Source organism: Rossellomorea vietnamensis, assembly GCF_008180415.1.
GTDB classification, from domain to species: Bacteria; Bacillota; Bacilli; order Bacillales; family Bacillaceae_B; genus Rossellomorea; species Rossellomorea vietnamensis_C.
The window spans coordinates 14,882-41,185 of record NZ_VTEI01000009.1 but is presented as its reverse complement, the minus strand read 5'-3'; the positions used below and the strand labels follow the sequence as shown (position 1 = coordinate 41,185).

Here is a 26,304-nt window from a genome sequence, read left to right as displayed (position 1 = left end):
CCATTCAACTGCGAATTCTATGTGATTGGGTCTGCGAATGACGTTTTGCACTTCAAGTAAACCCGTTGTCCCTTTAATTCTGTACATAGGGTTAATCAGTGGTTGATTCCACTCACCTCAATGCATTCAACAAAGTTCAGGATTGTTATGGTGCAGAAGGGCACTGAGATCTATTGAATTTATTGATCTACATATGACCAAAGATAAAGTCCACTATCATTCCTTAAATAGGAATAAAAGTTGAATTTTTCTTTGAAAGCAATGTATAGAATTCTTTAATGTTTTTTGAAACGTTTCCCTGTCGGGGCGTGGATAGAAAGACGCTGATTCACTACAGTGACAGACATCACTTCTCAATGTAGTTCAGCATTTTAGATAGTAAATAGAGGAAAAAGGTACTCATATTTACTACATAAGACTGAAAAAAACTAAAATAAGAGAAAAAGTTTCCTTATTTCTACCGCCGGATACCCAATAATGAAATGACAGACCGCTTCAGCTATTAAGCCCATTCCATCACGTACACAACCAAGCTGAATGGACATCTTGAACGGAAGCCAACACTCTTTCATAACGCCTGAAGCGGAAAAGGTATGCTACTACATTAAAAGTCTTTTGTGGACTTTTCAGTGTGCTCACTTTGCAGAGGGCAGTATATTCAGTCAGCCATCCTTATTCTCCTGAATGGCCTCCTGGTAGAAATCTTCCATATTGGCAATCATCCTGCCTGAATCCCAATAGTGTTTCCCACGCTCCAGTGCTTTCATTCTCAATTCCTCCCTCATTTGCGGAGACTTCAGAAGGGTGGATATCTGTGTATACAGGACCTCGCTGTTTCCATGTGGAAAGACTAGACCCGTTTCTCCGTGAATGACCATCTCAGGCATGGAGGCGGCATCACTCACAATCACCGGTATTCCGGCAGCCTGCGCTTCAATGACAGTGTGTGGCAGGGTTTCCTGAAGACTCGGATGAACAAGGATATCTGCTTGCTGTAAGATCGGTACGACATTTTTTACAAATCCTTTGAATTTCACCTTGTCCCTCACACCAAGTTCCTCGCACTGCTTTTTGAGGAGTTCACCCATATCTCCCTCCCCCAGGATCCAGCATTCCCAGTCTTTTCTTTCCTTGTTAAGGTGAGACAATGCGTCGATCAAGTGTCCAATCCCTTTGAGGTACACGAGCCTGCCCATACAGAGAATGATTTTTTTGTCTCCCTCATTTTTAGCAGGTGCTGCCGGACCTTTCTTCTGCAGCCTCTCTAGATCGATTCCATAAGCGAAAGTGTGAATCTTAGCGAGGGGAACACTATACTTGTCTGTCAGAATACGGGTCAACCAGTTGGAGGCAGCATGAAGCCTGCCGCTTGCCTGACAGCCCTGACGTTCAAATTCCTGGCAATAAACTAATTCCGGTGTACTCCATAACTGTTCATTTGACCTATCTGGGTGAAGTGTTTTCAAATGAAAGAAAATCTCTCCTGAGAAGTAGCCGTTCACGGATGTAACCAGCGGAACACCAGCAGGCTTGATGGCGCTGAACGCAAGGGCTGCTGTGATATCCTGAGCGTGAATGATATCGTATGTTTCCAACGACAGCTCTGATACTGCAGCCTGATACAAATAACGATGTTTCTCCCAGAAATAAATGAACGAGTTTGGTAACAGGCCGGGATAAGTCTTTTGCAGGTTAAGACTGACTGCTTCCTGATACTGGTCGAACTCGACCTCCGTGCTGCTGTTCAAAATCTTGATTTTCGTACTCTTTTCATCCGTGCTTAAAACATCTACCGTATGTCCTTTGCGCTCGAATTCAGCACGCAGGTTAGATACAAATGACCAAATGCCTCCACCGCCTGGAAGTGGGTATACAGTTGCCAATAATATTTTCATAATATCTCTCCTTTCGATTGGCAGTGTGTTAAAAGTACTTTCTCACGCAGTTTGATCTTTCACCGGTTTTCACCCATCAGTCCATACCCGGTGAAGTGATGGCCTTTTTGAATTTTATAGAGCAGGCATAGTGAAATTCTATTCAATCTTCATACTATCGAGTACTTTCACTATCAATTGTAGATTTTCAAACAAATGCAGCCAGTTGCAAGAATTTTAAATGAACCCCTAAATATAACTTTTTATAGCGGCTTGCCTCTTTTTCTTAATGGAATCGCTCCCGCCGCCTTAGATGGCTTATTGCTCTCCCTAAATAGTTCAAATGCTTGCTTATACCTCTTTCGAACCTGTTCAGCTCCCTGCTGTTGCTCTAAATAATGCTTTTTCGAACCCATGTCTTCGTGTACCCTGTAATGCACAGTTATTTCATCCATATACCGAAGATGTGTCAATAAAGAAAGTTTGCACCACATATCATAGTCGTGGGTGTACTTTAAGCTCTCATCAAACTTTCCAGCCTGTCTGATTAAGTTCATTTCCGCCATGACGGTACAACCGTTGATGGGGCACCTGTCAGCCAATGTGTGGACGGTCTCCTTCCAGCTCAATGGCCTGTATCGCATATCACTGGTGACTACACTATTCGAATCTATGAATCTGAAGGCGGTATAGGATACCCTTGCTTTGGCATTCAGCATAAATGCCAACTGATCAGCAGTCTTGTCCGGCAAAAACTGATCATCCGAACTCAGCCATGCGAAATAGTCGCCTGTCGCTGCCTCAATGCCTGCATTCAACGCTGTCGCAGTACCTCCATTGGATTTTTCAATATATTTTATTCTGTTAAGAAAGGGAGCCAGCTTTTCCGTCTGTTGGGTGGATCCATCATTCACGACTATGACTTCAACATCGGGATAGGTCTGGTTAAGAGCACTTTTGACAGCCTGGTCGATATATGGACAGTTATAGAATGGAATAATGATAGATACCTTCATCTCATCACCTCATTTTTTTAAATTTACAAGTTCTCTTGTTCACGTACTTCGCGGGATAAAGCAGGAAGGAGCCGCTGCCTCCAGACAGCAGGCAGCGGCAGATTATTCTATAAAATAATGATCTCCACTTCTGTAACATTCCCATTGTCGATTAGATAGCAAGCCACTTCCGGTTTCGGTTCCTTTAAAGAAACGATGAAATAGAACGCCTGCGGATACACCGCATACTGAATATCTTCAGCAGAAGGGATCGGAGAGGCGCTAGGGTGAGAATGATAGATTCCATTAAAATTATGTCCTGTTTCTTTTATGGAAGAGAATGTTTTATCCATTTCATCCAGATCCATTGCAAATGAATGTTCACTAGTTTCCACATTTCTCATTTTCCATGCCGTTTCACAGTTCATTCCTCTGCCGGACAGCAGCCCGCATGCTTCATACGGTGATGCATGAATAGAGTGCAGAATCATTTCATTATAGGCTTCTTTCATCAGGAAGCAGGGTGGGACCAGATTATCTCGCTCCACAGCCGCACCCTTTGAATTTGAAAGAGGACTTTTGGGGAGCTGGTTCTACTTTTTTTCTTCTTGTCGGAGAAATTTTCGTTCTAGTGGCTTCTTTATATAATTTTTGCACGTCTTCTCGTCTCATATGGTTCACCCCCTTTACTTGCTGTATCTCATAGGGTTAAAAATCGTCGTTTTCGAGCTTGTGCTGACAGGGATATTGCCATAGCGTTCTTTCATCATAGATTGGTCCTCTTTGGACATCCCCTGTCCGCCGGCAATTGCCTGCCTTCTGGACCCTGCGTTTTTTTTCCTGCTGGAAATGGAGTTCAACTGATGATTATGCATGCTGTTAAACTGTTTTTTTAATGCCTGGACTTCCTTTTGCATGGACCAGACACTTTTCTCTGATTCTTCATGTTTTTGTTTATACTCTTCTGCCTGAGTTTGCAGAAGTTCTATTCTCTGCTGATACTCCCTTTCTTTCTGTTCTTCCAAGGAGGCTCTTTCTCTTTCTCTCTCTAATTCTCTTTTCAATTCCTGGTCATCAGCAGCTCCTAACTGATGTATTTTTTCCTCATAAGTATTCATCCAGTCTTCCATTATAGTGAGCAGCCGATCCAGTTTTTCCTCTTGCAGGCCCCCGTTCACCCTGGAAGCTTCAAGCAGCTCTCTCACATCTTCCATTCCTGTAGTAAGGTCAGAATAATGACTGTCCATACCGGATAGCCGGTCCAACACTTCTTGTAAATACTCCTCCTTGCTCTTACCGAAAAATAATTTCCATAACATAACAAGCACTCTCCTCATTTTTGGTTACCATCTTCTTGAATGTCCATTTGCAAAAAATAAGGAGGAGCATAAACTCTCCTCCCATCTTCCTCATTAGTCATCCGAGTCTTCAATGCTATCAAGCAGGTCTGCGAACGTATCACACTCATCGAATTCCACAAGGGCTTCTACTACGCCGCTGTCGAATACAATTGTATTAGCCGCATTTCTCAAGATCAGTCGGAAACCTTCTTCAATAGGACCTAATAATCCAGTGAAGATTTGAAGTTCATAGGTTAACTGCTCAGGAAGTCCATCAAAATATCTTACCCCTACACCTGTTGCAGTCAGAGAGTCTGTTCCGCACGTAACGTTGTCAATAGATGATGGATTGAATGTAAAGCTGAGATCTCCTTGCAATCCTGTTGCCGTTGGAGTCGGTGTCGGACCTGTGTCTGTGTCAGTGAAAGAGTATTTGAATGTGCTGTCACCAAGCGAGCATTCTTGACAAATTTCAGCGCGCAGGCTGGATAGGCCTGTTACATCCAGTGCATCTGTTCCTGCACCGAATACTGCTGTCGTTTCTTCATTACGAGCCAATGCTGTTGCCTGGCACTCACAGTTGGCTACAGGGAATAATCCAGGACATTGTCTGGGAAATTCCAACAAATTCAAGTCACACTTGATCTTATCGGCTGGTACGGGAATGTTGTTGGGCCGCGGGAAGCAGAACTTCGCCAAAACTTCCAGCTTAACTGGGAACTCTACTTGCACATCCTTACAAATGACGACTGTTAACGGGATCATCGGTCCAAATGGATCCGGTCCCATCAAGACTCCGCCCGTTTGGCAAATGACTTGTGTAGCGCGGCAGTTGATGTTAGCGTTGGTGATTCCAGTAGGTACACACAGCATGATTTCATCTGTGAATTGTGTTCTCACTGTGAAAGTAGTAATGGCTTCCCCGTCAATAAGGATGGTCACCTCTACCGGAACAGTCCAAACAATCAAGACACGGCCTGGATTGCCATTCTCCTGGATGGTTGCATTGCACGCTACATCAGCAGCATCTCCTGCGTTACATTGAACTTCGATACGCTGCCCTGCTGCAAGAGCCGCACTTACTGCTTCGCGGGATTCTTCGCAAGGAATGAAGTTCTTATTTGTATATCGGTTGGCATAGAATACCCAATCGTAAACTTTATCCACCCTAATACATTCCGGAGCCAAGTCATTTGGATCCAATGGAATCGGTGAAGGTGATGGAGTAGGAGTCTGGGAACCCCTGATAGGTTGACGTTTCTTCATGAAATCCTTCCTTTCTTTCAAATGAATATTTTCGGTACACTTTATCCTATTTACAAAGAGGATTTTGGTATAGATAAATAACCTATTTTTGTAAAAAAATATACAATTGGACATTCATCCAGGAAGTAGAGGAATGATGCAGACCCTTATCTAGAGGGGGTTCTATGATCTTTCCTATAGAAGATTTCAAATTCAGTAAAATCTTTGAAACAATATTCTTTGATGAAATCCTAATAATAGTGCTTTTTTTAATAGGCTTTTGGTTTCCCTCACCTGCAAGAAAAGGGACCATCTTTCTTAAAGGCTCTTTTCGTAAACTTTGTTGCTATTTAATACTAATTTCAAAAAAATAACCCTATTACGAAGATGAAATCTGGAAAAACCGAAAAGAAAAGAGCGCTCTTCCCCGTTTAGAGTTACAACTCTTAGTATCCGGGGATGTCCGAAAGCAACAATATATGCGAAAACAGCCTTTCGCATATATTGTGGCTGTTTTAAATGAAATGGATTTCCGCTCAGGCGGGCAGCTCCTATTTATAGAGGTATGAAGGTAAAATCGATTCTAAAACAGTCATTAAACTTAGAAAAAAGCCTATTAAACAAGCTTCCTCCCCCATTCCCAAAAAGGAGAACTCCAAATAGATTGTTTCTTTCGAATTCCGTTGAATATTGAGATTTTTCTCTCTAACGGGAAGATCAACTGATTTCTTTCTTGTTTCTGAGGAAATGTGATATTAAATCACTATTTAAAGGAAGGGATCTTTGATTTCTTTGAGTAAATTTAGTTCTCACTATTTTCACCAAAACAACTAACTAACCGGACCCACCTTTTAAAAAAGGCTCTTTTCGTAAACTTTTTTGCTATTTGTACCTCCTGTTTGGATTTATCATCTATTAGATTTAGAAGCAGCTGTTCATCAAGTTGGGGCGAGTGGAGATGGTGCAAGGCCGGTTTTGAACGTCTTCCTTCTTCCTTTATGGGTGTCATGAATTGCGGAAACCTCCTAACTTTGGGCCACATGTAACGGTTACTGGCTAGCGAGGGGAAGAAATCCCTAAATACCGGGCTGCCAATTGTGTTAATAAGTGGAACAAGCTGCTCCTAGATTGCCTATATAGAGTCAGAATGCAGCAGTATTGTTCTTAAGAAATTTGCCTGACCGCCTTCTCTCTCACCAATTTCGCTACCCTTTCCTTCTCACAGAATAAAATAGGCTGATTAATAGACATCTATCAGTTCACTTGATATCAAACCTGCATATACTAGTATCGAAAGGCAGAGGCGCCTTTCTCAAAAAAATATTCTTTCAATTAAATTGATCATAAAAAATGAAACGTAAAATAGAGTACAATTCTGTTTCAAATGAATATGCCGAACGGAAATATAAAAGAAGCGCTGAAACAACAAGAAAAGAATCGATAAGAACACTGGGAATTCTTATCGTGTAATCGAAATCCAACCTTTCTTAACAGACTAAGCGGGAACAGACTGCTGACCGCAAGTCAGGAACAAAAACAGTTTAATGAACGGAAAACAGCGAAAAGGATATCTCCCCGGTACGGGAAGATATCCTTTTTAGGTTGTATGGTGTCTTGCATTTGGGCGCAGGCAATTGTAACGGAGAAGAAAATGAGCACATAATTTATTATAAGAAACGCGACCAGAAAGCGAGTTGACAAGTTGTGGAAAGTTCAGAAAAACCCCTTTACCATTTGTCGAATCAAGAAACCATTTTCTATAAATCCAGACTTCAGGAATACGAAAAACAAATCAAGAAGATGTCACGGACCTATCTGTTCATTGAAAACAAGCGGTTCAAGGAGAATGAAACCAGGCTGATCACAGAAAAGAAACAGGCCGAGCAACGAATCCAGGTCCTGGAGAAGAAGCTTTCTCAAGCTAATACCAAGACAGAAGGCCTCATCACACAAGAAAAAAAACTGATAAAAGAGGCATTACAATTCAAACAGGATATCCATGATTTGAAACGTAATCTGGATGAGGCATGTAAGGAAATCCTGCATCATCAGGATGAAGCCTCCTCACTGGCTCAAACGAACAAGGAGCAGGAAGAATCCCTGAAAGAGCTCCAGGAATCTCTTACTTCAGCCCTGAAAAAGGTAAATCTCCTCCAAACAAAGGAAGACCAGCTGACAATAGAAAAACAGCAACTGCAAGCAAAGCAGCAGGAACTCCAGGCCAAACTGAACCAGCAAAAAGAAATCCTTGGCGAAAAAACATCCTTAATTGAGATGGCCGAAGAAATACTGAATAGTACAGAACATGAACTTAGAGTGTCACAACTGAAGAAAAAAGAAGTTTTGGAGGAGAACGAACAGCTAAAGGCAGAACTAAATCTCCTAAAAAGCTCCAATCAAGAACTGGAAGCGGCAAAATTTGAGCTGCAGCAGGAAAACCAAGACGCACAGCAGCTAATTGAAACCCTGAACGGAGAAGTCCGGAACAGCAAGAGTCAAATCCAGGACCTTACTGAAGCACTCCACTCCTCGGAAAGCACGAAGAAAGAGCTGTATGAAAGAGTCATCACCGGCACAGCAGCCGCTGAAAGTCTCTCAGCAGAAAGAGATGGGCTCCTTAAGCAGCTGCAGGAGGCTAAGCAGCAGCTTATAGACACCGAAAAAATGAAGATGCAGTCCCTGAAGGAAACTTTCGAAGTATACAAAGAGGAATTTAAAGAAAAAGAAGGCTGGATTGAGAACCAGTTACAGGATATTGAACAAATCATGAAAGCTTACAGCGAGAGGCTGCAGGAGGTTGAAAACAAAAATACAGCTCTGCAAGAAAAAGTCAAAGATACCAAACGGTCCTTCCTGTCAGGATTCCAGCACCACGAAAACAGACTCGATCACTTTGATGAAGGCATGCAGGAATTGAAAAAGCAAAATGCCCTCCTTTCCTCCAACCTGAACATGATTAGAGAATGGATCAAGAAACAAAAAGAATTTTCTCAATCGATTATTAAGAAAATTATTTAAGACTGAAGGCCAGCTTGCCGCTCGAGCACGCAGGCCTTTTCTATGCCAAATGCAAAAAATCTTGTTATTGATTTTAGAACGAAAACACAATCGTATTCAACGATTTAAACTGCAGGTTCTGATCCTGAAAATAAACGAACCCGGCAATGGAGATCTTCCCTGCCTGCTCAGGAGGCTCGAAGGAGAACTGCACGCCTTCCAGCAAGACGCTTTCAGAGGGTTGAATGGTCAACTCCTGAATCGGCTTGATCCAGTACTCTCCAGTTGTGTAGGCTTTTTCCAGCCACTCTTCTCCGATATATTCCCACCCGCGGGCTCCCGCTTCCCCCTGGACGGCAAACAACTCGCTCATGCCTGGAGGAAGAACTTGCCCGCCGATATCGACACTGTCTACCGGCTCCACCTTCAAGCAGAGGACCGGATTATGCAATGCCCTCTCCCCGATGTTCCGCAGATGGATGGAAGAAAAGACGGTATACTTCTCCGTCTTTCGCCCAGCCGTGACGGAATAATCAAAGAACAGGTCGCACTGGGCTTGCTTTTCCTCCTCAGCTCTTTCCACAACTGCTTCCACAATAGACTGGCCTGCTGTTTTCCCCTCTTCTCTCTTAACGTTATTCCGTTCCCTCGCAGCTTTTTTTGCAGTCCCTCCCTGCAGGTCCCAATAAATATCGAAAAGATCCAACTTCTGAAGATCCTTACCCAGCAGATGGTACGCCGCCATTGCCAGCTTTAAAGAGAGATCCTCATGATCATAATCAGCGAACTCCATTTTAAAATTAGCGGTTGGAATCGATGTTTTGACCGCGTCATGAAGGTGCTTGCATTTATGATCCTGCTGCTTAAACAGCGGAATGATCTTATCCTTCAAGATTCTCCGATCGAACCCGGAGGTTGTGGAGATGGAAACAGTATTGGTTGTCACTTGAGCTTCGGTCGAGAGGACCAGACGGATCAGCAAATCACCATCCAGCTTGTCACCGCCCTCCACTTCTTTCACAATTTCCGTTTTAATCCCCATATGCTTGAGGAACGCTTTCAACTGCCTTCCCAAATCTCCCGCCAATTGATCATCCTCTGTATTTACCTGCAACAGAATTTTTTTATCAAAAAGGAACTGTTCGACCTCCAAAGTTCGGCTGCCGCTGTCCCACTTGGATCTATATCCATTTTCCTCCAAATAAATCATGACCGATGGAAGAGACGTAAACGAAATGGCACCGACAGGCATCCCATTAAATACAAGATTCACTTTCATCACTTTCACCCCTTCGATGTTTAGATATATATAATGGCAGTTAAAAATGGACTGCTGACTGCATTGATTCCCACAAATATCAATTCCATGCTGCCTGATTCCGCCGCTGGCTGCATCGAATTCCATAAATACCAAATTCACGCTGCCTGATCGTGCAGCTGTCTGAACCGGGCCAGGGAAGATATGTTCATAGTATCCATTATATGGGGAAGGCTTTCCTGATATGCCCGCCATTCCGATGAAGAACACCCTGCCGCTATGGATGGACGCCCGGACAAGTTCCCCGTCGAATCATATACTGCTATAAAAAAGCAAAGGAGGAAATTGAAGATGATTGAACCTCACGGAGGAACGTTAGTCAATAGAATAGCAGATCCCTCAGAGAAACAAAGGCTGCTGGGCATGATTGGGACCTTCCCGGAAATACAGGTTTCCAGCAGGGTTTTGTCTGATTTGGAACTAATCGCCACCGGTGCTCTCAGTCCACTGCAGGGCTTCGTCAACAGTAAAGACTACTACTCCATTCTCAGCACCATGAGACTTTCTGATGGCACGGCATGGACTCTTCCCATCACCCTTCCTGTCTCCAGAAAAATAAGTTCAAGCCTTAATGCTGGGGACAAAATTGTATTGAAAGGCAAAGACGGCACTCCTTATGCAGTCCTTGATTTGGAGGAAAAGTTCGAGTATGACAAGGAAGCCGAAGCCCTTGCCATCTATAAGACCAATGATCGAAATCACCCCGGAGTCTGTTCTCTTTTTGAACAGCCGCCAATCTATCTTGCTGGAAAGATCACTCTGCTTCACCAGCAGCCAGTCGACTTTCCTGGGTCATATGGAACGCCGTCACAGTTAAGGGAGCTTTTTAAAGAAAAGGGCTGGGACAAAGTTGCTGCTTTCCAGACCAGGAATCCCATACACCGTGCACATGAATATCTTCAGAAGACCGCCCTGGAAATGGTGGATGGCCTGCTGATTCACCCTCTCGTAGGCGAAACCAAAAAGGACGATATCCCTGCTGGTATCCGGATGGAAAGCTATGAGGCGATTTTGAAGCATTACTATCCCAAGGAAAGGGTCCATCTCTCCGTATTCCCGGCAGCCATGAGATATGCAGGACCAAGGGAAGCCGTTTTCCATGCGCTGGTTCGGAAAAATTATGGCTGCACCCACTTCATTGTCGGCAGAGACCACGCAGGTGTCGGAGACTATTACGGAACATACGAGGCGCAGGAAATCTTCAACCGCTTCCGGCCAAAAGAAATCGGAATTGAAATCCTGAAATTTGAACATGCCTTCTACTGCAAGAAATGTAAAAGCATGGCGACTTCAAAGACCTGCCCCCATCAGAGGGAGGACCATACCCATTTGAGCGGAACAAAGGTAAGGGAAATGCTGAGAAAAGGAGAAATTCCGCCTGAAGAGTTTTCCCGAAGAGAAGTCGCAGAAGTCCTGATAAAAGGGTTGGGGAACGGATGAGCAGCAGCGCCTATCATTCAAGAGGCACATGATGGGATGGGAAGCAGGGTTTGTCCTTCTCAGTTTGCTCGGAATGGTCGGCTTACTGATCAGGGACATTATAAGACCTGAACTTGTCGTATCTTCCGTCATGCTCCTGTTTTTACTGACAGGCATCATTTCCCCCCAGGAAGCATTGCTGGTATTTTCTAATGAAGGATTAATCACCATTGCCTTATTGTTCATATTAGCAGGGACCATTGATAAAAGCAGTGTGATGGAAACCCTTTTTAAGAGGGTAGTAAGCGGTAGCAGGCCCAACAAGATTTTTCTTCTTAAGCTGCTTGCCCCCTTTCAATCTGTTCGGCCTTCCTTAATAATATGCCAATCGTCATCATGCTCACTCCGATCATCCGGAACTGGTGCCGGGAGCATAATGTATCACCCTCTCAACTCCTCATACCTATTTCCTATGCCACTATCTTAGGCGGAATGATGACCATTAGGGGCACCTCCACCAACCTGGTCGTCCATGGACTGATGGTCGACCAGGGCGAGAGGGGTTTGCTTTTTTTCAACTCGCAGCAGTGGGACTGCCCGCCACTATCATAGGAATCGCTTTTTTAATTTTCTTCGGAGGAACACTGCTCCCGGATAAAGCAGTGAAACCTCATGATGAAGAGGGTGCAAGGAGAGAGTACCTGTGTGAGTTCAAAGTCGGAAGCGATTATCCTTATATCGGAAAAAACCTTAAACAGGCAAAGCTGAGGAAATTGGAGGGCGTTTTTCTCGCCAGTCTGTTCCGCGGGTCCTTGCAGTTCACTCCTGTACCAAGTTCCATGGTCATAAAAAAGGATGATATCCTGCTGTTTTCAGGTGACATCAGCAGAATCTCCTCCCTGCAGAAAACCAAAAGCTTAAAGATCCCAGCCCACGTGGAAGCGGGACAGTTTCAGTACATGAAAGTGATCGAGGCAGCAGTGACTCCGCGTTCCTCTCTCCTGTTCCGGAAAGTGAAAGAGACTGATTTCCGCAGCAGCTATCATGCGGCTATCCTTGCGGTGCACCGTCACGGAAAGCATCTTCAGTCCAAAATCGGAGACATCGTTTTGAAGCCCGGTGATATACTCTTGCTGGCCGTGGGAAAAGAGTTCAAGAAAGAAACATCCAGCATTGATTTCTACTTTCTCTCTCAACTCAACGATTCCCTTTTCAACCCCAGCATCAGGAAAAAGGGCTGGACGTCCCTCTTCCTGCTAGGGTTCATGGCCCTGCTGGTAATAGCTGATATCATCTCAATCATAGAGGCCTATGGTACAGGCGTCCTTCTTCTCTGCTTATTCAATATCATTTCTAACAATGAAATCAAAAGCTTTATCCAATGGAATGTATTGGTTTTGATCGCCAGTTCGTTCGGGATTGGAGCGGCCCTGGCCAATTCAGGGCTCGCTGAATTCATCGCCCATTTCACTTGAATACTTTCGCTCCTCTTGGGCTTTTTACCATGATCCTGGCTCTCTACCTTTTCACCAACCTGCTTACTGAATTCATCACCAACAACGCCGCAGCGGTCATCATGTTTCCTATCGCATATAAAATTTCCCTTATCCAATCCAGTCGATTCCGCTTCTTCCGCTTGCAATTATAGTTGCTATTGCAGCATCAGCAAGCTTTTCAACACCGGTCGGCTATCAGACAAACCTGATTGTATATGGTCCAAGGGGGTATTCTTTTAAGGATTTTTAAGAATCGGCATTCCGTTAAATTTAATTGTGATGGCTGTCGCAGTGACTGTCGTCTACTATATGTGGTTTTAAAATGGGAGAGAGGGCGGGACAGAAACTGGTTATCGGTGGAGATCACCCTTTACCTGCGGACTCAACCAGGTTATCGGCGTAACTGCTATATGTACATCCCCTTAATGAAATCTACTAAAGACAGGAGGAAACTTAATATGAAATCGGAAAATACCGTTTGGCATAATGGAGGAATCAGTAAGGAAAAGAGACAGAACCGTAATGGCCACAAAAGCATGATTATCTGGCTTACCGGATTATCCGGTTCAGGCAAGTCGACTTTATCAGTTGAGCTGGAAAAGCGCTTGTTCGAGTCCGGCAGACAGGTCTACAGGCTCGACGGAGATAACCTCCGGCACGGCCTGAACAGCAATCTGGGATTCTCTGAAAAAGACAGGAACGAGAACATCCGCCGCGTCGGCGAAACAGCAAAACTCTTTGTCGATGCCGGCACGATTGTGCTGACCGCCTTCATCTCTCCTTATCAGAAGGACCGGGAATGGGTGAAATCCATCGTAGAAGAAGGAGAGTTCATAGAGGTCTATATGAATGCCAGTTTGGAAGAATGCGAGAAACGCGATCCCAAAGGACTTTACCGGAAGGCAAGAGCAGGTGAAATCAAGGGCTTTACAGGGATCGACGCTCCCTATGAAACGCCATTATCCCCCGCCCTGGTCATCGACACCGAGACAGAGACCGTCGAACAATCAGCTGAAAAAGTTCTCGCCTACCTTCGAGAAAGAAAATATATTTAACACCTTAAAGCACTATGAGGGACAGTTCCTCTTAGTGCTTTAAGGCGTTGAGGCAGCCCGTAAGTCTCTCTTCCTAACGGTGCCACATCCAGGATTCACCCAAGGAAATCACGTCACAAACCTAAACCGGATTCATACACTGAGAGGAGAATAGTTTGGAAAGGAAGGATCTTGATGCCGAATACTCCACCAAAGGTATCCATTATCTTCCCCGTGAAGAATGAAGGGATAAATGTAAAAAACACCTGCGATTCACTATTCAATGTAAAAACAAATGTTGAATTTGAAACGATCATTATTAATGATGCATCAGAGGACAAGTGCTGTGATTTCCTCTCCACTTACCCTCACAAACAAAAAATCAGGCTGATCAATGCACAGGGAATCGGACCGTCCAATGCGCGAAACCTCGGTGCACAAGAAGCCTCCCATGATTACCTGCTGTTTTGCGATGCTCATCTGACGTTTGAAAACTTCTGGATCGACCGGCTCTTATTCCATCTGCTCGCAGGGAATTCCGATGTCGTCTGCCCGGCCATCGGCTCCATGGATGCCCCTCACATTGTCGGCTTTGGACAGTCTCTTTCACAAAACCTTAAAGTCACGTGGAACAACCGCAGAAAGGCACTATTTGAAACAGCTATCATTCCCGGCGGATGCTTCATCATTCCGAAAAAGGTATTCACAGACGTCGGAGGTTTCGAAACCGGCTTCTCCAGCTGGGGCCATGAAGATGTGGAGATTTCGATCAAATTATGGCTGTTCGGCTACCGCTGCCACTGTGAACCGAATGTAAAAATTCTGCATTTATTCAGAACCTCACATCCATACCAAGTTCACTTTGATGACCTCAATTATAATCAGCTGCGGATGGCCTACCTCCATTTCAGCGAGGCGAGAATTGCGAAGCTGAGGCAGATGATAAGCCGCACCAGCTCAGTTAAAAAAGTGGAACAGAAAGTCCTTGGAGATGGGGCAAAAACAAAGAGGGCTGAGTATTTGAGTAAAAGATCCGTCTCGGATGATGAGTTCTTTAAAAAATTCTCGATTAATTTTTAGGAGTTTGGGTTAGGAATGGTTATTTCTTAACATCTTATCTTTTAGGGTCCAACGGAACGCAGGGTGTTCGAAATACTGAGTTCTTGAGACCACTTCAACTCGAAATTCGATTCCAAATGGTCTCTTGGAAACTCCTTGAGACCAATTAACTCGAAATTCGGCTTCAACGGCCTCCAGGACTCTCCGACCAATAAAACTCAAAACAAAGACTTTAAAGAACTCTCTAAAAGAACTAACTATGTAAGCTTATGGAGCCTCCCCTCGAGACGCTGCTGTCTCAATGGCTGCCTTTCATAAGCTTCTTTCTATTCCTAGCAAGAACGGCTGCGATAGTACGCCAAAATATCCTTCATCGATTGTTGAAACGTAATGCCCGGTGACCAGCCGAGGCTCTCCATTTTTGAGCAATCAACAAGAAATGGAGCCTCTGCCTCCTCCAGTGAATGACTTACTTCCACCTCAGCATCCGTCAGCTTCACAAGGTTTTCAGCAACTTCACCGAGAGTCCTGCTCACGCCGGATCCTATCGAGTAATCCTGCAGCGATTTTCCCTTCAAAAGCAGTATTTCATAAGCCCTCACCACATCTCTGACATCAAGAAAATCACGCTGCGACTTCAAGTTATGAATTTCCAGTTTCCCTTTCCCAGGTCCATGCTCCATCTCCACAAGCTTCGAGGCTAACAGTGCGCAGATTCCAGAGGAATCCCCCGGACCGATCAAATTGGAAGGCCGGGCAATGACGATATCCATGTCATACAAGTGTCCCCAGCACTTCGCGGTAAAAGTTTGAAGATATTTGGTCACTCCATAGGGATGATTCGGACTTTCCATTTTACAAGGATCATAGTCAATCATTGATCCGGCTACAAGGATTCTGGTTGCCGGAGAATACCTCCTTACAGCCTCCATCAGGTTCAGAGTTCCATTCACATTCGTTTCGAGCACCCCGAGAGGACGCTGCCAGGAATCCCCCGCATGATTATCTCCCGCAAGATGAAGGATATAATCCGGTTTTTGAGTTTCTATGAGCCTATTCATCTCCTCCTTGCACAGCAGGTCACATGCCGCATAACAGACTCCCTCTGCTGATTCCCTGGCTTTTCGGACCATCCCGGTTACGGAATATCCTTTAGAGGCAAAATAACGGCAGGCTTCCGCTCCGGTATATCCCGAAACCCCCGTGATAAGCAGGCTCGCCGTCATATGCCTTCCATCCAGTTTCTCATTTCCTGCAGCATGACAGGATATCCCGGCACACGGTACTCAATATCCTTTCGTGTAATGACAAGGCTTTTATCACTGTAATGTTCTGTATCCTTCAGAATCGTTACATCGCTTTTATCAAAAACCACCTTCATCATCGTTAACAGCTGGTACTTGGAAACTTTGTCTTCCTGTGAGAGATGCCAGAGTCCTGCTATACCTTCGCGGAGAGAGTGTTCGATCGCTTTTGCCAATTCCAAAGTCGTCACACCGTTCCAGTAGACCCGGTCAAATCCTTTGATCTCCCCGGCCTGCTTCATGAACCAAAGAAATAGGCCGCGTCCGTCTTCCTTCAATTCCGGTCCGATGATGGAGGTCCTGATGGTAAGGTGGGGACTCTTCGTCACTTCTCCAAGAGATTTTGTCTTGGCATAGACACTCGCCCCATCCTTGACGGCATGCTCATCATACTCTCCCGCTTTTCCCGAGAAAACACAATCGGTGCTGATATGAACAAGCCTGCCGCCCGCTCCCATATCTTCAAGGACTTCGGTGATATGATGAGGAAGCAGGCCGTTTATAATCAAGGAATCTTTAAGATTCTGTTCTGCGGCTTCATTCAGCAAGCCAACTGCATTGATCACGACCTCGGGGCGGATTTCTTTCAACACTCTTGAAACCGAGGAGAGATCACGCACATCCAACTGGATGGAATCGCCTCCCCCTGTCCTTGTTGTAAAATGAACCCCGTATCCTTCCTGCCGCTTCAAGTAGTCCACAATCATATGTCCCGCCATGCCTTGGCCGCCGAGCACGAGGACGTTCATTACAGAAAGCCTCCATCTTTTAGCATTTGCTTGATCTCTTCCCTGTTGATTGTGTTATCACTCGAACAATACGTCTCAAGATCCACTTTAGGGTAAGCCTGATAATACTCATTCAGTCCGTCTATTTCAATGGTCGGCAGTATGACGAAATACTCTTCATCATATATAATCGTATTGTTGCTTTCGAAATCTGTTAAAAGGATTTCATGCAGCTTCTCCCCCGGTCTGATGCCCAGTTCTTCAATCTCAATATCCTTGCCCTCATATTCTTCGATCAACACATGAGCCAAATCAAGAATCTTGCAGGTAGGCATCTTCATGACAAAAATCTCGCCGCCATAGCTTTCATAGGTTGCTTTGAAAAGCAGCTTGATGGCATCTTCTATTGTCAGGAAAAATCGTGTCATGTTTTTATCCGTAATTCCGACCTTCGAATGTTTTTCAATTTGATGTCTAAAGACATGTATGACGCTGCCGTTCGTTCCCAAAACATTGCCGCCCCGCACACAGACAAACGTTGTGTCATCTGTCAGCGCATTGGCATTGATGATCAGCTTTTCTCCCAGCGCTTTCGTGAATCCGTAGAAATTGGATGGATTTGCAGCTTTATCCGTTGAGATGTACACCACTTTATCCACCTTGTTTGCCAAACTTGCGTCGATGACGTTCTGAGTGCCCGTCACATTTGTTTTCAACGCTTCAAGCGGCTGGTACTCGCAAACCGGAACATGCTTTAAAGCAGCCAAGTGAAAAACATAGTTGACTCGACGGCAAGCCTCCAGCATCGCTTCCCTGTCACGAATATCGCCAATAATGAACTTCAGCTTGGGATTGTGGTCAAATTTCTGCTGCATGCTCACCTGACTGGATTCATTTCTTGAAAATATCCTGATTTCCCGTGGGTTCTTTTCCAGCAATTGCCGGATCAGCTCATAGCCCCACGAACCGGTTCCCCCTGTTACAAGAATCGTTTTATCAGTAAACAATTTCATTCCCTCCCAATATGATTTTCAGCACAGTCGCCGAGACATTCTGTTTCAAATATTCTTCCGGGCAGTCCCAGTTTTTCGGCTCATTCAACATCGTCTTAACGCCGGTGAGGATGGCCGCCTCCTCCAGACCTGACACCAGATTGCTTCCGCAGTCCACCGTTTCAGGTCTTTCCGTGGTCTTTCTCACAGTCACTGCCGGCACATGAAAAAGACAGCACTCTTCCTGAACGGTGCCGCTGTCCGTCAACACACATAGAGCCTTCTGTTCCAAATTTACAAAGTCAAAAAATCCAAAAGGCTCCAGGCTCTCCACCAGTGGATGCATTTTAATGGAAGGATCTCTATCAAGCTTTGATTTCGTCCGCGGATGCGTACTGAAGATAATCCTCTTTTGATAGAGTTCTGCCAGTTTGTTCAAGGCGGAAGCGATACTTTTTAGATGAGTCGGATTATCGACATTCTCAGCTCGGTGAATCGTTACTAAGAAATAGTCCTGCTCCTTCAGCTGTAAGGTTTCCAAGACCTTGCTGCTATCAATTTCCTCCTGGTAATGTGTCAGCACTTCATAAATTGGATTCCCGCAAACCATGATCCTGCCAGGTGAAACTCCCTCTTTTAATAAATTCTGCTTGCTGTTATAGGTATAAGGCAGATTAAAAGAAGACACAGCATCGATCACTTTCCTGTTCTTTTCTTCCGGCACGTTGAGATCAAAGCAGCGGTTTCCCGCTTCCATATGGACGACAGGAATCATCATTCTTTCTGCTAAAATAGCGCTCAATCCGCTGTTGGTGTCACCAAGCACAAGTACTTTATCAGGCTTTTCTTGCAGAAGGATGGTTTCCAGCTCCCGGAAGAGAATCGACATCTGCCCGCCAAGCGACTGCTGCGAAGATGAAAGAATATAATCAGGTGCCCTCAATCCCAGTTCATCAAAAAAAATGTCGTTTAAGGAATGAGTAAAATTCTGCCCGGTATGAACAATGATATGAGAGTCCGCCAGCTTATCCAGTTTTTTCATAATGAGGCTCAGCCTGATGATTTCAGGCCTTGTACCCAAAATGGTCAATACTTTCATGTTGTCCCTCCTTTGCTTCCTATAAATAACCTATTCTCGCAAAAAAAAAGTGTACTAGTTATATCTCCTAATTTACTCCAGAAACTTCTATCATTTCTGCCTCATGGACAAGAGGGACATGCCCTGTTGAACAGCAGGGGTAAGAATGAACACGGCTGCCTATACCAAAAATTCCAGCCGGACATACTATATTGATAGGTTTATATCATTTCTGAGCTACGAAAATTAAAAGGAACAAGAAATCCATTCACACTCCCATATAGGAAACAGAAATGACTTAAATTTTATGAAAGGAGGAGATACTTTTGAAAAATCCATGCAGAATCTTAGTCAATTCCATCCCCAAAAGCGGGACGCACTTAATGCTTCAGCTTGTCGAAGGGATACCGAAGATGAAAATAGCAGGAAGCTGGATAGATCCGGAGGAAAAACTCTCGCTTATAAAGGAAGGAATATTCGCGCCCGCACACCTCCCTTACAGCAGTTCGGCCGAAGAGTATATAAGAAAGAACAATATCAAAATGATTCTCATAACAAGGGACCTGCGTGACAATGTCATCTCGCTCGTTCACTTTATCCTGCGGAATCAATACAACCATCCCTATAATCCTTACCTTGGACTGGGACTTCATTCTTACGAAGATCAAATCATGACCATGATCAAGGGGGCAAAAGTAGAAGATCCCCTATATGGGGGGCCGCTTATCATCCAGAATATCCGCGGCTACTCGATTGACATCATGAAATGGCTGGATTATGAGCATGTGTGCTGGGTGAAATTCGAAGACCTGGCAGGAGACACGGAAACCAAACACAATACCCTGCAGAGGATTACTGACCACCTTTGGGATGGACTGCACGTGTTCAACCTGACCAAAGAAGAGATTGTTGAAAGAATGCTCCGAAATGTAAATCCTGACAAGTCGGCTACTTTCAGGAAAGGAAGCATCGGAGACTGGAGAAAGGACTTCACTCCCGAGCATAAGAGAGTGTTCAAGGAAGTTGCCGGCGATCTATTAATCCGGCTGGGGTATGAAAAGGATTATAACTGGTAGCCTCACAAGATAAATGATAAAAAGGAGTCTGATACAATGAAAATTCTATTTGTCTATTATGTTCCGAGCGGAGGTGTCGAAACCTTGGCCAGACAGCGGACCGAGGCACTGGCACCAAAAGGGGTACAGTTTCAGTTCCTGTTTTTCGCCCAAGGAGCAGGGATGCAGAATATCAAAGAAAAAACGTGGATTACCAATGATGACACTAAAATACGCACTATTTTAGCATCCGAAAAATTCGATGCCATCATAGTGGGATCGGATTATGCTTTCCTTGAAAGGGTGCGAAATCTCGGCTTTACAGGAAAGCTGATCTACGAGGTTCAGGGAATGGGCCAGTTTGAAGAGGCGGATGTCATCCTTGAATATGCACAGCCTTTAATCAACAAGCACGCAGACGCCATCCTTTATCCCAAAACACCTCACTTGAACACACTCATTGAAAAGTATTATCCATTAAAGAAAAAATTCTCTTTCCATAATTGCATCGATACAAAAAATTTCTCCTATGTCACAGAGGGGCTGACTACCGAGCCTTACATGCTGCTCGGCTGGGTAGGAAGATTCGAAGACAACAAAAACTGGAAGGAGTTCCTGCTTCTGGCGGCAAAACTCACCTCCAGCTATTCCAACTTACGGATCTGGATCTTCACCGACAGCAATTTGAACGCACCACAGGAAGTGACAGCCTTTAAAAGAATGGTACGCTCACTTGACCTGAGTAAATATATCACCATTTTTTCCAATGTGCCACACAGCAAAATGCCGGCTTATTACTCCAGAATCGGAAACTCAGGCGGAATGCTCTGCTCCACCTCAAAATATGAAGGGTTCGGTTACGCCATTGTGGAAGCGATGTGCTGCCTCTGCCCGGTACTGACCACAGACTCGGACGGCATCAAAAGCTTCATCTTCCATAACGTAACAGGCAAAATCTATCGGCAGGGAGACGTCACGCGGGCTGCCCACGAAGCCATAGACCTCATCCACAATGCACCGTTGAAAGCCCAAATAAGGCAGAATGCACAGCAGTACATCAAACAGCATTTCACTCCTGAGATTTATGCCGAGAATTTTATGGAGATGCTTCGGGCTTTGTGAGCCTGAAATCAGGTATGCGGTAGAGAATTGTAATTTGTTACCGGCAATCGTCACAGGTTCCTGGTGTAATTTCCGCTGCACTGATGGGCTGGTCTCTGGAGGGAGTTAATATGCGGATGCAGTGGTTCCACGAAGATCATAGTCAAATTGGGAATGCTCAATCACCTTATTAGAGAGTGAGAATAAAGTTCTAGCAGGAAGATAATTATTTATTGCCCTTTAGCTGACAGTCTCTACCTTTCTATATCAATCAAAAAAGAGGACGAAATCATAAGCGATTTCGTCCTCTTGCTAATCTTTACTATATATATTACTCATTTTGCAATCACGTGAACACCTTCCGCTATCTCCCCTGCTTCTTCATAAACTCCAGAACATCGAGATCAATACTTCCCTCATGCTCCCTCATCTCGAAGTTCTCGGTATGCAGGTAATCCCGCAGTGCCTGACTCACCGTCTTGTCGGCTTTCATATAGCCATGGCGCTCCAATTCGGCCTTCAATTCTTCCTGCACTGCTCCGTCCACAGGTACAATCCGCTCCGGCTTGGATGGTGCAAAATAAAGCTGATGAAGATTGAATATCCTGATGAGTTCCTTGATGGGATCCCCATGGTCATCGACCCGGAGATCAATCAAACGGTCATTGAATCCACCATACCCGCCTGCTTCCTTGACGACATAGATGGCCGCAGACTGCTTACCGCGTGAGTCACCGCCTGCTTCCTGTCCGGCATCCAGCGCTTTCAGCAAGCGTTCAGCCAAGGTGCCCTCCGTTTCAGCAAAAGTTTCAGCCATCGCTTCAACCGTCCGCTGATCAACGAGGATATTTCCTTGTGCGGCAAAGTGCTCCCCCGTCATGCCGCCTGCCCATTCATAGCAGCCTTCTCCTGTAAAAGTGGCTGCATTGCCTTGGGCATCGATCAGCCCTACCTGGCGCAAATGCCGTTCCGGATCATCCTTCATAATGAGCTCCACCGCTTCTTCCGCTGTTTTCCCCTCTTCCATAAGCTGCAAAGCCTGAGGACCGTAAGCAGTGTTTGCATAAGATTGTGTCGCAACCGCTCCCGCACCTGCACGGGCAAACGGCACCACAGCGCCAACCCCGATGAACTTCGATTGAACAGCGATCCCCCACTCTTTCTCTTTTGGATCAAACCCGACGATACTGAATGTCATGCTCGTTTCCTCCCTGATCAATATTCTATTAGACTAATTTCGACACACGAAGGATAAATCCTTTTTTCTTTATACACTAGGAGTTGTTAGATTTCCGCTTCAGGTGTACGACTCCAATCAACCGGGACTGTATATATATGTCCAACCTTTTTATTAAGAAGCAACCTTCTTTGACACAAAACTATCCGCAGTTAACTAGGTTAGTAACTTATTTTAGCAAAATTTGCTTCATATCCAGCACTACACTTTCTCTTCATGAACCTTTATGTAAAATTACATAGCACCGACTTCGAGAATCAGGTACTTCATCTGAACCTTTTACTATATAAAAACACCCTGCAGTAAACCTGCAGGATGCTGACTTTACCTTATGTTGTTTCAATCAAACCATATTTACCGTCTCTGCGTTTGTAAACGATGTTTGTCGCATTTGTTTCAGCATCTGTGAAGATGAAGAAATTGTGGCCGAGAAGGTCCATTTGAAGAATGGCTTCTTCGCTGTCCATCGGCTTCAGGTTGAATTGCTTTGTTCTCACGACTTCATTAGGGATATCCGTTTCATCTTCCTGCGCTTTTTCATTGAGCTGGTCTGTAGTCAAGCCTTCCTGAGCGGCGAAAAATTCTTTCGGGCTGCCTTTTTCACGCATTTTGCGATTCACTTTAGTTTTGTGTTTTCGGATTTGACGCTCCAATTTATCTACGATCAGGTCAATTGCTGCGTACATATCGTCGTGGCGTTCCTCAGCGCGCAGTACTAAGTGCGGCATCGGGATTGTCACTTCGACCTTTGTCTTCTTATCAGGATAAACCTTCAAGTTAACATTTACGTCAGCATCAGGAGTTTCATTGAAGTAACGATTCATCTTATCAATCTTATTCTCCAGATGTTCGCGAATCGCTGGAGTTACCTCAATGTTCTCGCCTCGAATGTTGTAGTTCAACATGTAAACTCCTCCTTTTAGATAAAGCTATGTTTATATATTTCTCTATTCCCTTCAATATTCCTTCTTAATCTTTCTAAAAATTTTGACGACTTCTCAAAATTCTTGTAGAAGGCTGTCATGAAAGGGTTTAGAGAAATATATTTCTATTATTATTTTCTCATGGATATGCTTTTTGCAAGCAGATTATTAACGAAATATTTGTGAATTGATTCACAATCAAGAGCTCAGAGCCCTGATTTCTATGATTTCAATAACTCAAACTTTCTGCATCTTCATTAAGATTCCTCTCTTTATTCGACAAGATTCGAGCTTCTAAGACTAGCAAACGACGTTTTTCGTCAAAAAAAGAAAGAATTACCACGATTTTTTGAATTTTTTGTCTTATTTTCTATTGCTGTACTCTATTGGTACTTTTATACTAGATATACAGCATGTTTTCCCAAAGGAGTGGTATCTTGTCAACTTTGCTAAATTCCCTTCAAATGAATAACCAGTCCGTACATAAGAATTCAAATTTAACAGAACTGGAATATTTCAAGCTTCTTTTTGAGCATTCACCCGACATCATTTTGCATTTTGATTACAATGGGAATTTATTAAATATCAATAAAGCCACTACCTGTATAACCGGACATCACTTGCCTGATCAGCCCCCGTCTCTTACCGACTATACTCCAGATGGGTTGAAAGACCAGGTAAGGAGGCACTTTCAATCTGCGTTGAATGGAAATATAGAGAACTTTTCTTCCCAGGCTTACCATAAAGATGGATATCTTTTAGACATAGACATTACCTATATCCCTATTAAGGAGAACACAGAAACAGCAGGGGTTTATGCAATCATCCATGAAGTATCAGACAAAGCAGCCCTCCAGTCCGCACTCGAGACGAAAGAGGAGGAAATGGAACAGGTTTCGCAAGCTCTGGAGGCAGCGATTTGGTCCTATGACAACCTTACAAAGTCCATAACCTTCTGCACCCAGGGAATTAACTTCATTGCCGAAACCGAAGCAGAGGAATTTATAAAAGGAAAAACCAAATGGAGAAATTTAGTCTACATAAATGACCGAAAGAAGTTTGATGAAGACCGAAAGCCTTTAAAACAAGGGAAAACCATCTGCCATCATTACCGAATCATCACCCCTTCAGGAAAAATGAAATGGGTAAACGATAAGATCATTCCAATCCTAGATGATCACAACAGGATCATCCGCTATCACGGCATCATCACCGATATCACCAAGGATAAAGAACTGGGAGACCGGGTAAAGCATCTTCTTCACCATGATTCACTGACCGCCCTGCCTAACCGGAAGACTCTTGAAACGGAAATGACCTCACTCATCAAAGAGAATGTGGAATTCGCCATGATTTATATCGATCTTAACCGTTTTAAATATATGAACGAAACATTGGGTCCTGTTATAGGAGATGCAATTTTGGAAGAGGCCGCGCGCAGACTGAAAAGGTTTCAGGAAAGAGGAATTTTCGTCTCGCGATTTTCGAATGATGACTTTGTGGTGTTACTAAAGGACTTTGGTAATTTGACCAATGTCTCCAGCTTGTGCAAAGAGGTCATCGATTGTCTGAAAGAGCCTTATGAAATCAAGGAATTTGAACTGCTGCTGACGATATCGGTTGGCGTCAGCCTCTATCCATCCGATTCGAACGGAATCACCGATCTGTTTCAAAATAGTATCGCTGCAATGAACAGGGCAAAAGAAAATGGCAGAAACTCTTTTCAAATCTTTTCTCCGGAAAACAGTATTGATGCCTACAAACGTTTTGTCTTGGAAAAAGACTTCAGGCTTGCCCTGATGAAGGAGGAACTGCAGCTTTTCTTTCAGCCGCAAGTCGATTCCCGCCTGAATCAAATAGTTGGAGCAGAAGCACTTCTGCGCTGGGAGCATCCCGAATGGGGAATCGTTTCACCCAATGACTTCATTCCTTATGCGGAAGAAAATGGTTTTATCGTCCAGGTAGGCGAATGGGTACTTGAAAAAGCCTGCCAAACTCTTCAAGAATGGAGAAAGCGGGGTATTCCCCTTGTACCGATTTCAATCAACCTTTCTCCACAGCACTTTCTTGTCAAAGACTTAAAAACCAGCTTCCTCTCCGTTTTGGAAAAATATGATATCCCGCCAACACTTATCAAGCTGGAAATCACGGAAGCCGTCTTTCTTCAGCAAGCTCTGGTCGTCAAGCAGACCATAGAAGAATTGAGAGAAAGCGGAATGAAAATCCTCATTGACGATTTTGGAACAGGATACACATCATTCGCTTATCTGAAGGACCTGACCGTCGATGGGATTAAAATTGACCGCTCATACACGAAGAGCCTGGCTCATGATCCGAAAAGCAGGGCCATCATCAAGAACCTGGCAAACCTCTCTGCTGACTTAAATATGTCAACCACAATCGAGGGAATCGAAACGAAAGAACAACTAGAAGTCCTTAATGACATCCAGTGTCATTTGATACAGGGCTACATCTACAGCAGGCCGGTGCCAGGTGCAGAACTCGAAACCATCCTGAAGGGCAAAACCATCAAGCCCCTCTCAGCAGTTAATAAAAATGTTCCTCATGAAAGGCGCCGTCACTTCCGAATCCAGCCTCCTGTTCCGCTGCAGGGGTATGTGACGATCTCCAGTATGAATAAAAGGACAGTCACGACTGGCAAAACTCGAATTCCTATCACCAACATAGGTCCAGGCGGCTTGGCGTTCATCTCTCATATCCAATTTCCCGAAAACCGTGACATCTTGCTGCATTTCTCCCTGAAAATACTTGGAGAAGAGATCACACTCATAGGAAAAGTGGTTTGGAAAGAGGAAGCCGACGAAGAGTTCTGCCGATATGGAGTGGAGTTTCAAATGACGGAGACAGAAAGAGAATCTCTGACCGTGTCCTTGAATGCACTCTCTTTGGCTTTCAAGAGAGACGGTGTTCCTGAGAATACTGGATTGATAGAAAAGGATTTGTTTTCTTTTTTGGAGGATGGGAAGCATTGAGAGAGTACTCTTTCGCGGCTGTTTTAATTCCGTTCCCCCCGCACAACTCCACATGGCTGTAAGCTAAAAGAGACCTTTCCCCAGTAGGGCGAAAGGTCTCTTACAGTAGAAGAGTA

General features: G+C 44.4%; 20 protein-coding genes and 1 pseudogene. 9 read left to right on the top strand and 12 right to left on the bottom strand.

Annotated elements, in window-relative coordinates; translation table 11 throughout:
• Positions 1-662 precede the first annotated feature (662 nt).
• From FZC78_RS16250 to FZC78_RS16230, 5 genes are all read right to left on the bottom strand, one after another.
• On the bottom strand, positions 663-1,895 hold the full coding sequence (locus FZC78_RS16250; protein WP_148941174.1) for a glycosyltransferase family 4 protein: 1,233 nt from the start codon (positions 1,893-1,895) through the stop codon (positions 663-665).
• A gap of 242 nt (positions 1,896-2,137) precedes the next feature.
• The gene (locus FZC78_RS16245) at positions 2,138-2,890 is read right to left on the bottom strand and encodes a glycosyltransferase family 2 protein (RefSeq protein ID WP_148941173.1); all 753 of its coding nucleotides are present in this window, start codon (positions 2,888-2,890) and stop codon (positions 2,138-2,140) included.
• 107 nt (positions 2,891-2,997) lie between these two features.
• A complete protein-coding gene (locus tag FZC78_RS16240) occupies positions 2,998-3,417 on the bottom strand; it encodes a M67 family metallopeptidase (protein ID WP_252183649.1) in 420 nt (139 codons plus the stop codon).
• 138 nt (positions 3,418-3,555) lie between these two features.
• A complete protein-coding gene (locus tag FZC78_RS16235) occupies positions 3,556-4,188 on the bottom strand; it encodes a hypothetical protein (RefSeq protein ID WP_148941172.1) in 633 nt (210 codons plus the stop codon).
• A gap of 93 nt (positions 4,189-4,281) precedes the next feature.
• Positions 4,282-5,475, bottom strand: coding sequence for a hypothetical protein (locus FZC78_RS16230; RefSeq protein ID WP_148941171.1), 1,194 nt, complete (start codon positions 5,473-5,475; stop codon positions 4,282-4,284).
• 1,683 nt (positions 5,476-7,158) lie between these two features.
• Here FZC78_RS16230 and FZC78_RS16225 point away from each other — a divergent pair.
• Complete coding sequence (locus FZC78_RS16225; RefSeq protein ID WP_148941170.1) at positions 7,159-8,472, top strand: hypothetical protein; 1,314 nt, start codon at positions 7,159-7,161, stop codon at positions 8,470-8,472.
• 73 nt (positions 8,473-8,545) lie between these two features.
• On the opposite strand, the gene FZC78_RS16220 is transcribed toward FZC78_RS16225, so the two are convergent.
• Positions 8,546-9,964, bottom strand: a complete 1,419-nt coding sequence (locus FZC78_RS16220; RefSeq protein WP_148941169.1) for a hypothetical protein — start codon at positions 9,962-9,964, stop codon at positions 8,546-8,548.
• Positions 9,965-10,060: 96 nt separating this feature from the next.
• On the opposite strand from FZC78_RS16220, the gene sat reads away from it, so the two are divergent.
• From sat to FZC78_RS16195, 5 genes and pseudogenes are all read left to right on the top strand, one after another.
• Entirely contained in the window at positions 10,061-11,209 is a 1,149-nt protein-coding gene (sat, locus tag FZC78_RS16215; protein WP_187444967.1) for a sulfate adenylyltransferase, read from the top strand.
• A gap of 28 nt (positions 11,210-11,237) precedes the next feature.
• Positions 11,238-11,675, top strand: coding sequence for a hypothetical protein (locus FZC78_RS23755; RefSeq protein WP_187444971.1), 438 nt, complete (start codon positions 11,238-11,240; stop codon positions 11,673-11,675).
• A pseudogene (locus tag FZC78_RS16205) lies at positions 11,570-12,663 on the top strand (SLC13 family permease). Before FZC78_RS23755 ends, FZC78_RS16205 begins: the two are co-directional and overlap by 106 nt.
• 479 nt (positions 12,664-13,142) lie before the next feature.
• A complete protein-coding gene (gene cysC / locus FZC78_RS16200; protein ID WP_148941165.1) occupies positions 13,143-13,739 on the top strand; it encodes an adenylyl-sulfate kinase in 597 nt (198 codons plus the stop codon).
• A gap of 174 nt (positions 13,740-13,913) precedes the next feature.
• Entirely contained in the window at positions 13,914-14,798 is an 885-nt protein-coding gene (locus tag FZC78_RS16195; RefSeq protein ID WP_148941164.1) for a glycosyltransferase, read from the top strand.
• A 311-nt stretch (positions 14,799-15,109) separates the two neighbouring features.
• Here FZC78_RS16195 and FZC78_RS16190 read toward each other — a convergent pair whose 3' ends face one another.
• Genes FZC78_RS16190 through wecB form a run of 4 tightly spaced genes read right to left on the bottom strand, consistent with a single transcriptional unit; the run spans position 15,110 to position 18,900 of the window.
• Positions 15,110-16,003, bottom strand: a complete 894-nt coding sequence (locus tag FZC78_RS16190; RefSeq protein ID WP_148941163.1) for an NAD-dependent epimerase/dehydratase family protein — start codon at positions 16,001-16,003, stop codon at positions 15,110-15,112.
• On the bottom strand, positions 16,000-16,830 hold the full coding sequence (locus FZC78_RS16185; protein WP_148941162.1) for an SDR family oxidoreductase: 831 nt from the start codon (positions 16,828-16,830) through the stop codon (positions 16,000-16,002). The genes FZC78_RS16190 and FZC78_RS16185 overlap by 4 nt, the downstream gene beginning before the upstream one ends.
• On the bottom strand, positions 16,830-17,822 hold the full coding sequence (locus FZC78_RS16180) for a polysaccharide biosynthesis protein (RefSeq protein ID WP_187444965.1): 993 nt from the start codon (positions 17,820-17,822) through the stop codon (positions 16,830-16,832). Before FZC78_RS16180 ends, FZC78_RS16185 begins: the two co-directional genes overlap by 1 nt.
• Positions 17,806-18,900 carry a non-hydrolyzing UDP-N-acetylglucosamine 2-epimerase gene (gene wecB / locus FZC78_RS16175; RefSeq protein ID WP_148941160.1) on the bottom strand — a complete coding sequence of 365 codons (1,095 nt, stop codon included), beginning with the start codon at positions 18,898-18,900 and terminating at the stop codon, positions 17,806-17,808. Before wecB ends, FZC78_RS16180 begins: the two co-directional genes overlap by 17 nt.
• A 305-nt stretch (positions 18,901-19,205) precedes the next feature.
• Between wecB and FZC78_RS16170 the strand changes: the two genes are divergently transcribed.
• Together FZC78_RS16170 and FZC78_RS16165 are read left to right on the top strand one after the other, a co-directional pair.
• Positions 19,206-19,955, top strand: coding sequence for a sulfotransferase domain-containing protein (locus FZC78_RS16170; protein ID WP_148941159.1), 750 nt, complete (start codon positions 19,206-19,208; stop codon positions 19,953-19,955).
• Between the two features lie 36 nt (positions 19,956-19,991).
• Positions 19,992-21,056: a glycosyltransferase family 4 protein gene (locus FZC78_RS16165; RefSeq protein ID WP_148941158.1), complete on the top strand. Its 1,065-nt coding sequence runs from the start codon at positions 19,992-19,994 to the stop codon at positions 21,054-21,056.
• A 343-nt stretch (positions 21,057-21,399) separates the two neighbouring features.
• Here FZC78_RS16165 and FZC78_RS16160 read toward each other — a convergent pair whose 3' ends face one another.
• Complete coding sequence (locus FZC78_RS16160) at positions 21,400-22,233, bottom strand: DUF1028 domain-containing protein (RefSeq protein ID WP_148941157.1); 834 nt, start codon at positions 22,231-22,233, stop codon at positions 21,400-21,402.
• Positions 22,234-22,601: 368 nt separating this feature from the next.
• Positions 22,602-23,177 carry a ribosome hibernation-promoting factor, HPF/YfiA family gene (gene hpf / locus FZC78_RS16155; RefSeq protein WP_148941155.1) on the bottom strand — a complete coding sequence of 192 codons (576 nt, stop codon included), beginning with the start codon at positions 23,175-23,177 and terminating at the stop codon, positions 22,602-22,604.
• A gap of 455 nt (positions 23,178-23,632) precedes the next feature.
• Here hpf and FZC78_RS16150 point away from each other — a divergent pair, with 455 nt between their 5' ends.
• Positions 23,633-26,188, top strand: coding sequence for an EAL domain-containing protein (locus FZC78_RS16150; protein ID WP_187444964.1), 2,556 nt, complete (start codon positions 23,633-23,635; stop codon positions 26,186-26,188).
• The last annotated feature ends 116 nt before the right edge of the window (positions 26,189-26,304 follow it).

Bases quoted from the DNA above. Each gene is read 5' to 3' on its own strand.
- FZC78_RS16250 (WP_148941174.1), bottom strand. From the start codon at position 1,895: ATGAAAATATTATTGGCAACTGTATACCCACTTCCAGGCGGTGGAGGC.
- FZC78_RS16245 (WP_148941173.1), bottom strand. From the start codon at position 2,890: ATGAAGGTATCTATCATTATTCCATTCTATAACTGTCCATATATCGAC.
- FZC78_RS16235 (WP_148941172.1), bottom strand. From the start codon at position 4,188: ATGTTATGGAAATTATTTTTCGGTAAGAGCAAGGAGGAGTATTTACAA.
- FZC78_RS16230 (WP_148941171.1), bottom strand. From the start codon at position 5,475: ATGAAGAAACGTCAACCTATCAGGGGTTCCCAGACTCCTACTCCATCA.
- FZC78_RS16220 (WP_148941169.1), bottom strand. From the start codon at position 9,964: ATGGCGGGCATATCAGGAAAGCCTTCCCCATATAATGGATACTATGAA.
- sat (WP_187444967.1), top strand. From the start codon at position 10,061: ATGATTGAACCTCACGGAGGAACGTTAGTCAATAGAATAGCAGATCCC.
- FZC78_RS23755 (WP_187444971.1), top strand. From the start codon at position 11,238: ATGATGGGATGGGAAGCAGGGTTTGTCCTTCTCAGTTTGCTCGGAATG.
- cysC (WP_148941165.1), top strand. From the start codon at position 13,143: ATGAAATCGGAAAATACCGTTTGGCATAATGGAGGAATCAGTAAGGAA.
- FZC78_RS16195 (WP_148941164.1), top strand. From the start codon at position 13,914: ATGCCGAATACTCCACCAAAGGTATCCATTATCTTCCCCGTGAAGAAT.
- FZC78_RS16190 (WP_148941163.1), bottom strand. From the start codon at position 16,003: ATGACGGCGAGCCTGCTTATCACGGGGGTTTCGGGATATACCGGAGCG.
- FZC78_RS16185 (WP_148941162.1), bottom strand. From the start codon at position 16,830: ATGAACGTCCTCGTGCTCGGCGGCCAAGGCATGGCGGGACATATGATT.
- FZC78_RS16180 (WP_187444965.1), bottom strand. From the start codon at position 17,822: ATGAAATTGTTTACTGATAAAACGATTCTTGTAACAGGGGGAACCGGT.
- wecB (WP_148941160.1), bottom strand. From the start codon at position 18,900: ATGAAAGTATTGACCATTTTGGGTACAAGGCCTGAAATCATCAGGCTG.
- FZC78_RS16165 (WP_148941158.1), top strand. From the start codon at position 19,992: ATGAAAATTCTATTTGTCTATTATGTTCCGAGCGGAGGTGTCGAAACC.
- FZC78_RS16160 (WP_148941157.1), bottom strand. From the start codon at position 22,233: ATGACATTCAGTATCGTCGGGTTTGATCCAAAAGAGAAAGAGTGGGGG.
- hpf (WP_148941155.1), bottom strand. From the start codon at position 23,177: ATGTTGAACTACAACATTCGAGGCGAGAACATTGAGGTAACTCCAGCG.